The 12,595-nt window shown below is 47.4% G+C and carries 6 protein-coding genes; 1 reads left to right on the forward strand and 5 read right to left on the reverse strand.

What is annotated here, in order from left to right:
* Positions 1-33: 33 nt before the first annotated feature.
* The 4 genes from HQN88_RS02490 to HQN88_RS02505 all read right to left on the reverse strand — a co-directional run bounded on the left by HQN88_RS02490 (position 34) and on the right by HQN88_RS02505 (position 10,758).
* Positions 34-1,215: an exonuclease SbcCD subunit D gene (locus HQN88_RS02490; protein ID WP_173108642.1), complete on the reverse strand. Its 1,182-nt coding sequence runs from the start codon at positions 1,213-1,215 to the stop codon at positions 34-36.
* A 45-nt stretch (positions 1,216-1,260) separates the two neighbouring features.
* A complete protein-coding gene (addA, locus tag HQN88_RS02495; protein WP_274320262.1) occupies positions 1,261-5,223 on the reverse strand; it encodes a helicase-exonuclease AddAB subunit AddA in 3,963 nt (1,320 codons plus the stop codon).
* Between the two features lie 21 nt (positions 5,224-5,244).
* Complete coding sequence (addB, locus tag HQN88_RS02500) at positions 5,245-8,775, reverse strand: helicase-exonuclease AddAB subunit AddB (protein ID WP_173108643.1); 3,531 nt, start codon at positions 8,773-8,775, stop codon at positions 5,245-5,247.
* 609 nt (positions 8,776-9,384) lie between these two features.
* Entirely contained in the window at positions 9,385-10,758 is a 1,374-nt protein-coding gene (locus HQN88_RS02505; RefSeq protein ID WP_173108644.1) for a class I SAM-dependent rRNA methyltransferase, read from the reverse strand.
* A gap of 117 nt (positions 10,759-10,875) precedes the next feature.
* Here HQN88_RS02505 and HQN88_RS02510 point away from each other — a divergent pair, with 117 nt between their 5' ends.
* Positions 10,876-11,883 carry a Na/Pi cotransporter family protein gene (locus HQN88_RS02510; protein ID WP_173108645.1) on the forward strand — a complete coding sequence of 336 codons (1,008 nt, stop codon included), beginning with the start codon at positions 10,876-10,878 and terminating at the stop codon, positions 11,881-11,883.
* Here the strand turns inward: HQN88_RS02510 and deoC are convergent.
* Entirely contained in the window at positions 11,846-12,526 is a 681-nt protein-coding gene (gene deoC / locus HQN88_RS02515) for a deoxyribose-phosphate aldolase (RefSeq protein ID WP_173108646.1), read from the reverse strand. The two genes, HQN88_RS02510 and deoC, sit on opposite strands and share 38 nt — an antisense overlap.
* Between the last annotated feature and the right edge of the window lie 69 nt (positions 12,527-12,595).

Genomic DNA, 12,595 nt, shown 5'->3' on the forward strand with positions numbered 1-12,595 from the left:
GTACGTAAAGTACGTTCATCCTTGTCCAATCAATTACTCTCCGCCAGTTGCATCCCCAAGATCTTTCTCTTGCAGCAGCTCCAAAAATAATTGAACCAACGCAGGCTCAGGTTGTGCGCCTCCCGTTTGGCGCGAGTAGAAGCGCGTAAAATGCTCTTCCATCGAGAAAGCTGCTCTCGGCATTGCTGAGCGCACAACTTCCATCTCCGGATAGATGGGGCGAATGTGAATGAATCCTTCATACGCTTTGCGTAACGATTGTATCTGCTCAATGGACATAGCCGATGTCATCGTAATCTCCAAATCAATCCATGCCGAGCTATCCCTTTGCTCATCTAACCATTGATGAACCTGCCCAATGCCTTCCTTTGCCTTCCAACTCACTAATGGGCGTCCGGAGGTCAAGAAAATCTCCTTAGGTTCAGCTGTTTGTCCTGGGGCAAGATCAAGTATCGTAACCGATTTGGCTTGACCTGCTTCCGAGAAGCTATAGGCTAGCGGAGATCCACTATATCGAATGGGTGATGCCGCCTTCACATTTTGCGGGCGATGCAAATGACCTAGCGCAACGTATTGCGCCCCCGCTGACAGAGCTGTTGTATCAACCGTATAAGCGCCGCCTACTTGAATAGGTCGTTCAGATTCCGTTTCATGTCCTCCAAGGACATACAAATGACTCATAATTAAATTCACTGTGCTAGCTTCGAAGGAAGCTGCCTGTTTGCGGATGAGTGCACCAACCCGCTCCGAGTATTTGCTCCTCAGCACTTCTTCCTCGGCAGCCTCGGACAACAACTCCTTCAAACGTGATTCCGAAGGATACGGCAAAGCGATTAGTCGTGCAAGCTCACCCGTACGTGCTATTCCAATCGACTGAATTTCTTGAATAGGCAAACCTATCAAGGTTATTCCTTGCGTTGCTGCTAGCGGACCCGAAGCTGCTAGCCGATCCGGATGATCATGATTGCCTGAAATAATCGCCACATGCCTTTTCCCGCCATCAGCTAATCGGGCAATGCCTTCATAAAACAACTGCTCCGCTGCCGCAGGAGGATTCACACTGTCATAAATATCTCCTGCAATTAACACTAAATCAATGTCTTGATCTTCCACAATGCGTACGAGCTCGTCCATAAAAGCGATCTGCTCTTCCATCCGGCTTCGACCTTCCAAAGCTCGCCCAAAATGCCAATCCGCTGTGTGTAAAATTCGCATATCTCATCTCCTTCCTACCCCTGACCAGGCTTTCGTTTTCAATGACTACATCTCTACCAACTTAGCTCCATCAAAGAAATAGAGGAACTTTCCGTGTATCGGACGTTTCCAAATGTGTTCAACAGCTCGTGCATACAACCCTATTTGCTTCTCATAACGAAGCTGAAGTTCTGATTCCGTGCTTCCTCGTACAGCATCCGTTTTATAATCAACAAGAACAAGTCCCAGTTCATCTTCAAATAGACAGTCAATGACCCCTTGAATGAGCACTGTTTCACCAAGCTTAGATGGCTCCGTCTCCGAGTAAACTTCATCCGCAGGGAGTCCATAGCTAAATGGAACCTCTCGCTGAACATGATGTGACTGAATCATTCTTCGGCCAACCGACGTCTCAAAAAACTTCAAAATAACAGGTATATCTACCACATCACGCTGATCTTGCGTCATGGTTTGCTTGTCCAACATCTCTTGGAGTGTCGATTGGATACTTGCCTCTGTAGGTAATTCCGATAGGGACATATTTTGCATAACGGCATGAACAACAGTTCCTTTCTCTGCCGCCGTTAACTTCTTCTCCTCCATAAATCTCGGTCTACGCCAAATCGAGGGTGCTGGTTGATTGGTCACCGACACCGGTCCCAGAATAGATGGGGGTTCCACAGCGTTCGGTGACTCCAACTCATCTGCGATTCGATTGGCCTCAGATAATCGTTTCATCTCCGAAACTGTCGTTTTGGCAAAATGTTTAGGTGCATCTTGGAACTCATATTGCCAAGATAAACGCTCACCTAAAACATCTTTCCAATTCCCCGATGTAGTGACAACCTCTCGTTGCTGGATTGCCATGAAGCGATCTTGATCTGGCTCGAAAGCAGGATCTACTAGTACATCTAATTGCTGCAAGCTTTCTGGTGTAATAACAGATAGTTTCCATTGCGAGGAATCATGCAGCAGTCTTATATCTGAAGACATATCGCTAATACCAAGCCTTTCTCTCCACAAGGCTGCATCAGGATGACGCAGCAATGCAGGTCCGACCCAGTCCAGATAGCTCTTCGCTTTAGCCAACTCAAAATCAGGCAAATACCACGCCTCTCTAGATAAATGACGTCCCCATCCGCGCAGAAGCTTATCGAGAGACTTCACAGTGCCTAATAAGTACAATTTCTCACGAGCTCTTGTTAGTGCTACATATAGGACACGCATTTCTTCGGCTAGAAGCTCTAGCTTCAGCCGCTTTTTAATGGCAAGTGAGGGTAAAGTCGGATAACTGACACGAAGCGTCGTATCTACAAATCGCGGTCCAAAGCCAAGTTCTTTATGCAACAGAAATGCTTCATTCAAATCGCGTTGATTAAACATTTTCGCCATTCCCGCAACGAATACGACAGGAAATTCTAAACCTTTACTCTTATGAATGGACATTATTCGTACGACGTCTTCCTGCTCACCCAACGCACGCGCGGTTCCAAGATCGCCTCCACTTTCTTTCATCCGCTCAATAAATCGTAAAAAACGGAATAATCCGCGCAGGGATGTACTCTCGTATTGTCTAGCTCTATCGTACAGCGCTCTTAAATTGGCTTGTCTTTGCATGCCGCCTGGCAACCCCCCAGCGAAATCGTAATAGCCGGTTTGTCTAAAGATTCGCCAGATCAAGTCAGCAAGAGAGCCCTGTCTCGCATCATTTCGCCATTGTTCTAATTGTTCAAGAAACGCTGTCAATTTCAACGACAACGAGTCATGCTCATCATGGAGACTTTGTCCAGCGGTGCGCAAGACAGACTCATAGAAAGCTACAGATTTATCCGCAACTCGGATTTGTGCTAAATGTTCAGCACTCAGTCCCACCATAGGTGATCGCAAAACAGCAGCCAAAGGTACGTCCTGATACGGATTGTCGATGACTTTCAATAAGGAGAGCATCGTCTCGACTTCAGTTGCTGAGAAGTACCCTGTGCTGAGCTCGGCATAAGCAGGTATTCCCTGTTTCTTCAGCTCGTCGATTAATATGGGAGACCACGCTTGGGTGGCCCGCAGTAGAATCACAATATCCCTGTAAGTTGCCGGCCGATTGCCGCCTGTTCTTTTATCAAATACCTGAAAGGCTTCTTGACTCTCAGCTCCTAATAAGCCCCTGATTTGACGAGCTATGGTACGTGCTTCCAGCTGTGCGGTTTCCAGTTCTTCTGCTTCCAAGGCAGGATCCGTCCCATTTTCAGTGCTTTCCGCGTTGAACTCGTCACTATTTTCTTCGGATTCTTCCATGAACGTATCGCTTTTGTCAGCACCGTCTTTCGCACGGTCAATGATTAGCATTTCCACAGAACAATCGGATAGCGAAGGCGGATACCCAGCTCCGTACACCAGTTCCGCACGCTCATCGTAAGCAATTTCGCCGACAGTTTCATTCATCATTTGTTTGAAAATAAAGTTAACCGCATCGACGACTTGAATACGACTTCGGAAATTTCTAGCTAAGTCAATTCTTCCACCGTTCATTTCACCATCAGATGCTGATTCTTTGTTGGAACGATACGCTTTGTATTTTTCCAGAAATAACCCTGGTTCTGCCAATCGAAACCGATAAATACTTTGCTTTACATCGCCAACCATAAACCGATTCCCTGGCTTGGTAGTTGAAATCAGCTCAACAATGGCTTCTTGGACACGATTCGTATCCTGATATTCATCCAGGAGCACTTCCGCAAATTGTTTCCTATACGCTTGAGCAGCTTCTGAAGGGTATAATTCACCCGGCATGGAACCAGGTGCACTAAGAATTTGCAAGCAGTAATGCTCCAAATCAGCAAAATCAATCAGCCCCTTCGCTGCTTTAGCCGCTTGATATCTTTTGCCAAAATCAACGATAAGATCAACAAGGACATGCAATAAAGGAGCCATTACGGCAATTTCTTGATGAAATTGCTCTGGTGTCCGTCCGAACAATTCTTCTTTTAATTTGTTAATTTGATCTTTCGCTTTGTTCCGTAATTCTTTGACTTCTTCTTGTAGTCCTTTATCATAATCATCGCCTTTGCAGGCTTTGAGCTTGCCGAACTCAACCGTCTGAAAACCAAGATACAAGACGGACCATGGGTATGTCGTTGTTTCCAGCAGATTCTGAACGAGTAGCAAATCATCACGTAAATTATCGATATACGGAGCAGGTCCTCCAGGGGATTCTGCGATATGCATGGCTTGTCCTAGCAAGTCCGCTGCTCCCTCTAGTTCAAGGGAAAGATCATGAATAAGACTTTGCTCCCATAGTGAATAATCCACAGGCGCAGATGTCGCGGCAACATAAGGCAAGGCTTCCTCAACTATCGCGTTTGCCTCATCCACATTCTCCTGGTCAGCTTGATGTGCTCGCGGCCCGAACATTGAAGCTGTTCCTCTTAACCAGTGCTCTGGCCAAGGATGACTACGAGATACATCGTATAGCTTCTGAATGAGCTGCATTATCGCGCTATCGTTACGTTCACCACTGAAGGAGTCCACCAACTGCCAAAAAGCACTGTTCTCATTACTTCCCGCATAATATTCTTCCAGCATCTCTCCAAGCAAATCTTGACGAAGCAATTCAGCCTCTGTTTCATTCGCTATCCGAAAGCCAGGATCTAATTTGATAATACTAAAATAACGTTGTACAACCTCTAAACAAAAGGAATGCAGCGTAGTTATGGACGCTTTACCCATGAGTGCAAGCTGCTTTCGCAGATGTTGGGAATGCGGCTGTTTCATGAGTTCCTTCTCAAGTGCTTCTCGAATCCGATGCTTCATTTCGGAAGCTGCAGCCTTCGTAAAGGTAGCAACGAGTAAACGGTCTACATCGATTGGCTCCCACTCATTGGAGATCCGTCGAATAATGCGTTCTACGAGTACCGCTGTCTTGCCAGAGCCCGCAGCAGCGGCAACCAGCATATTCTGACCCTTAAGGGTTATCGCGTCCCATTGATCGTCCGTCCAAGCGCTACCTATAGGCTTAGGTTCTTGCTGATGTGTCACCTTGTACGCTCCTTTCTACCTTCACGACTGTCCTGCCTGTACAGCCAACTCCGTCCAAACTTGATCTTTCGCACGTGGTCGAAAAACTTGGATTTCATTTCCTTCAAATAAAGGATCAATTTGACAAATCGACATATACGAGCAGTGCTGGCAAGCCGATTTCTTCCCTAACCGATAGGGGGCGATATCAACATGCCCGTCCGTAATGTTTGTTCCAATTTGTTTCACTTGTTTGCGTACAAAAGTACGTAGTGTATCCCACTGCTCATCGGTAGCTACCGATGAAGTCGAGTAAAAACTCCCATCTTTCTTTAGGGCAACTGGAATAAGTTGTGAATGCCCCGAGCTATGGATAAGTTCATCATCCATCAATCCAGCTACCTCAGCATCAGCGGTAATTAAACCCTTCATTTTGAACCGTTTACGCAGTTCCTTCTCCACAGAGGCAGGATCAAGCGCATTTTTCTGCTGCAGCATCGGATTATGCACATGGAAGTAAAGCACCCCTGCAGGCTTTGCGTGGGTACCGAGCCATGTCTCCGCATGCGTAAGAATAACATCCAAATAAGTCAGCATCTGTAGGGATAATCCGTAGTACACCTCTGAAAGCTGCAGGGCTGTTTGACTGGATTTGTAATCAATCACTCTTAAAAGTACACCATTCTCACCATCGGCTCGATCCACACGGTCAATTCGGCCAATAATCTCCATGGTACAGCCATTCTCCAATTGAAACGTTAACGACGGTAAATCCTTCCCTGGTCCAAAATCAATCTCCAATCCTAGTGGCTGAAATTGACCATGTTTGGCGTGTTCGCCGAGAATAACTGCCGCCCTACCTACCACTTGCTTCAGTTTCCGAGCTATATAAGCGTAACGACTTGAACTAAGTAGAATTTCCCCTTGAAGTCTCGGTGCGAGCTCATCAACGACTTGTGCAGACCTCTCCATACATTGCTCGGCGGAAAGTGAACCCCACTCTAGCTGATCCTGCTGCAGCTTCTGAACAAACTGATTCAATGCCGCGTGGAATAATTGTCCAATATCTGGAGCATCTAAGCGATAGACTCGACGTTCTTGCAGCCTTAGGCCATGAGAAATGAAATGCGAGAACGGACAAGCCACATATTTCTCCATTCGTGAAACGCTGGCACGCAAGTGCTGCCCATATAGCATTTGGCTAGTAGGGATGGAGAGCCCCTTCTCTTTGTTCGTAAATTGCAATGCCTGTACAACCGATTGTAATTTCATCTGCCAAGCGGGTTGTTCCGCGTACCAATTGTACGCATCCCACCATAGTTCTGACATGCGTCCGCCTAGCATCCAATGCTTCATGCGAACAGCCAAATAAGAGATCGCCTGCGTCGGATGTGCCAAATAGGCAGCTTGCTCACTTTCAGAGGCTTCCGCTGAAGGTTCTGCTAAAAGTAGAGATTGGTCCGTACCTGGAAATAGCTGTCGCATCTGTCTAATCAGTTCTGAAGGCAATAACGATTTCCCTTCTTCATCTGCTAACGGGTAACTCATCCAAAGCCGTTTGCCTGGTACAGTCAATGAAGTGTAGACGATAAATTGCTCATCCAACAGCTTTCGACGGCTTCCATCCGCCATAGGTAATCCAGAGTCCATGAGAACACTGCGTTCTGCTTCTGTGAGGACACCTTTTTCAGCCATCTGTGCAGGAATAACTCCATCATTTACACCTAAAATATATGCATACCGAATCCCGCTTGAACGTGTGCGATCCATACTTCCAATCAGCAATTGGTCCATTGATGGCGGAACTAACCCCAGCTTCATGCTTTCCATTCCTGTTTCTATTAAACCGTTAAACAGCTCTAAGGAAAGTTCATCATCGCCCATGGTTTCCACTAATTGATCCAGCATATCCATGACACTGTTCCACATTTGACCGTGCTCGCGAGCTTTTTCTGGCTTTCCATCAAGTGTTGCTTGCTGCGTCCATAATTCTAATTTCTCTGGCGCTTGAACGGTTACCAGTAACTCATAAACCGCTTCGACCTGAGCTTTGACTGTACGCGCTTGTGAAAGGCGATTGGATAACGCCAACAATGGACCGACGACCCACGATTTGCTCGTATTTAAAGCTTGAAGCTCATCTGTTTGTTCATTTACCCCATCTTCTGCTTGCTCCAAATTAGCACGAAATTTATATGTCCATGGCTTGCCATCCGTCCATCTATAGCCTTGAATCCCGAATGCAAGCACATAATTCTCTAATTTATCTAGCTCAGTCCGTTGAGTTGTCGCACCAGGAGGCAGCAGTAAATCCGTTTTGATACAACGGAATACGGCATCGTAATGCCAATTATGTTGAATAACCTCCAGTGCAGAGCGAATAAATTCTACGAGTGGATGATGAAGCACCGAACGCTTCTGATCGAAAAAATGAGGGATCTCATAATCCGTAAGCACCATGTTTAACAGATCCTGATACCCTTCCATGTTCCGTACCATAATGGCCATTTCACGCCACCGTACACCATGTTCTCGAACTAACTGAAGCATATCACGCACCGCGCCCTCAACTTCTGCACGACGATGAACGGCTTCCCTAATAACAAGCTGGTCAGCGATCTTCTCTCCAGGTGAGGGCTTATATTTAGGTGCTCCGCCACCGATTCGACGGTCATAATTCTGCTCCAAATAGGCAAGTGCAGGACTATCTTCATATCGAGGCGAACGCTCCGGAGCAAGATGAAGAACTTCAGCCGCATCAAGTCCTAGCTGCCATATCATATCTTGCAAACGCACCATCGTCGTAGCTGTAGGATGAAATAAATCCAATTCATCTGGGCTATCTCCCGCCTGCAGTTCCCGATCTAGGCATAACGTAATCGTCACTTGCTTACAAGCAGCAAATAATGCACCAAGTACCTTGAATTCTTGCGGTGTAAAACCATGAAATCCATCAATCCAGACTGTTGCTGAGCGCAAATAAACCGAGTTCGGCACTTGCTCTGCGAGCAGCGTCAAGTAATCTTCACCGTCCAAATACTGCCTCGCTAACTCGGCCTCAAAATGGCGATACACCAGTTGAATATCGTGCATTTTATCCCGCAGCAATCCGTGTTCACCCAGGTTAGTTACTCGTTTATTCTCATGCGTTTCCAGCTGTTCAGCTGTCACACAATAACGTTTCATTTCCGTAAAAAGCTGATTCAGTCGGTCGACGAAGCCCATTTGCTCAGCTGAATGACCGAAAAGTCGAAGTTTATCCTTGTATTTATGTAAAATGCTTGTTAACAGCAGTTTTTTGCCTGTATCATCAATCGGCAAACGTGCTGTCCCGCCTTCTTCTTGCATGACACGCCATGCTAATCGATGGAAACTTAATACTTGCGCGCGAATCATTCCACGAATAGTTGGATCCGATACCAGTGCGTGCTCAGCTTGAAAAGTAGCTTGTTCAGGAACAAGCAAAATCAACGGATCACCTTCAGGCGCTGATGACAGCTGCTGTTTCATTTCAGTCAGACAACGTTCACTCTTGCCGCTTCCAGCTCTACCAATCACGAATCGAATGGACATTTATGGCCTCCTAACACTTTCCGTCGGAAAGCTTGCTTCGTAAGCAATTCTCGTTTTCTATCTCTCTATTCTATCATATTTCTGATGATGAGTCGGCGTGGTAGATGATGGAGGGGGATCTGAGGGGTACTAAGGAGCTAAGTTAGCGCTCGATATACGAACGTACATTCTATTAGTATAGCATGGAAAACAAAAAACGAAAAGAAATATACGATGAAAACTAACCGATTTACGACTTTCATCAGTCAATACAGTTTTATCATGACGCTGTTAGTTGCAGTAGTCCGATAACTCCGAATTAATTCGAAGATTGCATATTGAATTGGACCAATAGTTCGATTCTACCGAATTATTTCACCATTTTTCTTTAGCCACGGTTGTTACCGGTGAATTAGTTAGGCAATTCCTGACTAAATTAGATTTTTTGAACGAGACATCGAGATTAATTCGGCAATTTCGGACTATTAGCTCCCCACTCCTTCCATCAAAATCAAAATCCACACTATTAGCAACATCAATACAAACATCAACGTTAATACCAACACCAACACCCCCAAACACAACAAAAAAGCAAAGCCAGATTAACCGGCTTCGCTTTTTTAAATCTGTTTATTTGCTGCGCACTTCGAAAATCGCAAACTTCAAATAATGTCCTTCATCAACGCCTAGAATACGCGGGTGGTCCATCCCTGCGCCACGGAATTCGATTAAGCGGAGAAGCTTGCCCGCATCTGTTGCCGCTGCATGTATCGTTTCAAGAAATAGTTCAGGATGCATGTGGTATGAACAACTTGCTGTGACGAGATAGCCACCTTCATTGACAAGTTTCATGCCATGTAAATTGATGTCTTTATAACCGCGGCAAGCCCCTTCCACCGCACTTTTGGTCTTGGCGAAGGCAGGTGGATCGAGTATGACCACGTCCCACGTACGTCCACCGGTGCCCACAGGCTTAGAAGTGTCTATCTTGGCTTGTCCCGCTGCACCAGCAACAGCGCGAAGCTTGCGCTCATCCAAACCTTTCACTTGTGTACGCAAGTATTCGAAGGCATCCGCGACGACGAATTCGACGCGATCCTCGAAACCATTCAACGCAACGTTCGTGCGTGCACTTTCGATCGCATGCTCGGAGATATCAAGACATGTTACTTTTTTGGCTCCGAATTTACATGCGTTAAGCGTGAAGCTTCCCGTATGTGAGAAGCACTCCAGCACAGAAGCGCCATCCCACAGTGGGAACGTCACTACTTTGCCGTTCGCGTTCACAGGGAGCATTTGCGTTACGCCATTCTCTTCGATTTCCGTCAAGTTGATGCCGCTGCGGTGACCCCAGCCAGTCATCAACGGAGCGATCGCCGCGCGATTCTCACGCTGGTCGAAGAAGTAACCTGTCTTCTGACCTTCCTCAATATCAACGCGAATGCGAAGGCCATTTTCTAAAATATCAACATGCTTCGCACAATCGCCATAGAGTAGTCCCTTCGTCTGCTTCAGACCTTCCAGTTCACGAATGGAAACGTCGCTTCGCTCATAGATCCCTACTGGCTTCATAACTTGTACAAGCGCTTCGACGATATTGTCTCGGCACAGGTCCATTCCTAAAGTCAAAAGCTGAACAACCAGTGTGTTCTCGAATTTATCAACAATAAGTCCTGGCAAGAAATCAGCTTCTCCATATACCAGACGATAAGACTGCGCTCCTTTCACAAAGCGCTGACGATGTAGGAAACAACGTGTAAAACGTTCGACGAAAAACTCCGTCGTCATCGCCTCAATCGGGCTATACGATACAATACGTACCGTAAGTTGTGAAGCTTCGTTGTAATAGCCAGTTGCTAGATACTTGCCCAAGTGATTCTGAACGGATACAAGCTGTCCAGGCACAATGTCCCCATCCGTGCGCTCAATTTCACTTTTATACACCCATGGATGTCCTTGCTCCAAGCGGGGTTTGCGTTTTTTATGTAAAAATACTGCTGCCATGTTTTAGCCGTCCTTTGCGTGAAACCGTTCACCTATACCATCTGGCTTGTCATGCTTGTCTTTACGGTCACATATATTGGTTGAAAACGTCGTACGTCACGAAAAGGAGATCCTCTCATGATTCATGCTATTATACTGCCTGTTGCTACAGGCTTTATCTTATTTCTGCTGGGGATGAAGCTCATGGAAACCTCGCTTCAGACCTGGGCAGGCCCCCGCCTCCAGCTGTGGCTGGAGCGGTTTACCCGAACGCCGGTGCGCGGCCTTATCACCGGCACCGTGCTCACTGCGGCGCTGCAGAGCAGCACCGCCATCACAGTCATCGCCATCGGCCTCGTCGGCGCTGGCATCCTGTCCTTCCCGAGAACACTAGGCGTGATTCTCGGAACGAACATCGGCACGTGCCTCACCACTGAGCTGATCGGGCTCAGCTTGGGTGGCATCGGCGTGCCGATCCTGATCGCCAGCGCCAGCGTTTGGCTGGCGAGCTGGCTGGCTGGGCCCTTACCGCCTGCAGCGCAAGGGCTTGGCCTGGATCAGACCGCCGCGCATGACGGCGGCCGCCAATGGCTGCGCAGCGTCCGCTATGGCTCGCTAGCGGTGGCGGGCTTCTCTCTCGTGCTGCTCGGCATCGAGATCATGCAAACCATCGGGCCTGCGCTGCAGTCCCGCGGTCTGTTCGCCTGGTTCGTGCACCAGGCGCAAACGAGCCTGCTCTGGGGCATCCTCGCAGGCGCAGCGGTGACCGCGCTCGTGCATAGCAGCGCAGCCGTCATTGCGATGGCGATGAGCCTCGCTGCCACTGGGGCTATCCCCGTCGAGCTCGGCGTTGCCATTACCATTGGTGCCAATGTCGGCACCTGCGTAACCGCCTTAATAGCAGGTATGAGCAGTTCACGCGCAGGACGATACGTCGCCTGGTCGCATGTACTGCTCAATGTCGGAGGTGCGATCCTCTTTTACCCGTTTATCCATGTGCTCGTTAGTCTTTCAGGACTGCTTGCTGATGACGCCGCTTCACAGATTGCCCGTTCCCAAACCATTTTCAACATCGTAGGCTCCTTAGTTGCGTTGCCTCTCTGCTATCTTAGTATGTGGAAGCGCCTTGAGTTCCGTTCACAATAGCTACTCCAGAGCTAGTCCCTAATCTCGTTGCTCCTGCTTCAATCATCGCAATCGCCGTCTCTACGTCGCGCACGCCGCCAGAAGCTTTCACACCAATCGTGCTGGACACATGTTGACGCATCAAGCGAACATCTTCTACCGTAGCTCCACCAGGTCCAAAGCCAGTCGATGTTTTCACGAAATGAGCACCTGCTTCTTCTGAAAGTCGGCAAGCAGTTGCTTTCTGCTCATCATTCAGGAAACCTGTTTCCATGATCACTTTGACGATAGCTTTTCCTTTTACTGCATCAACGACTTGTTTAATATCAGAACGAACTGCATCCAATTGTCCTTCGAGCAGCAATCCAATAGGTAAAACGGTATCGATTTCAGCAGCGCCATTTTCAACAGCTTTGGTCGCTTCGAATGCTTTAACTTCACTTAAACTCGCACCAAGTGGGAAGCCAACTACAGCTGCAACCTTTACACCCGTGCCTTCCAATGCTTTGGCAGCTGTGGCTACAAACTGCGAATTCACACAAACACTAAAAAATTGATGTTGGGCAGCTTCCTCACACAATTTATGAATCGCCGCTGTGCTTGCATCTGCTTTCAATAACGTATGGTCAATATAACTAGCAATTTCTTTTGCATTCAATGTCATTATGAAGCACCTCATCTGATTTAGTCATTTCGTCCATAGCTTTGGGCTCCCGTGTAATCGAGAAAACCT

The organism is Paenibacillus qinlingensis, from assembly GCF_013204845.1.
Lineage (GTDB): Bacteria > Bacillota > Bacilli > Paenibacillales > NBRC-103111 > Paenibacillus_E > Paenibacillus_E qinlingensis.

What these genes read in the sequence shown, in the direction of transcription:
- HQN88_RS02510 (WP_173108645.1), top strand. Translation starts at nt 10,876, where the DNA reads ATGATTCATGCTATTATACTGCCTGTTGCTACAGGCTTTATCTTATTT.
- deoC (WP_173108646.1), bottom strand. Translation starts at nt 12,526, where the DNA reads ATGACATTGAATGCAAAAGAAATTGCTAGTTATATTGACCATACGTTA.
- addB (WP_173108643.1), bottom strand. Translation starts at nt 8,775, where the DNA reads ATGTCCATTCGATTCGTGATTGGTAGAGCTGGAAGCGGCAAGAGTGAA.
- HQN88_RS02490 (WP_173108642.1), bottom strand. Translation starts at nt 1,215, where the DNA reads ATGCGAATTTTACACACAGCGGATTGGCATTTTGGGCGAGCTTTGGAA.
- HQN88_RS02505 (WP_173108644.1), bottom strand. Translation starts at nt 10,758, where the DNA reads ATGGCAGCAGTATTTTTACATAAAAAACGCAAACCCCGCTTGGAGCAA.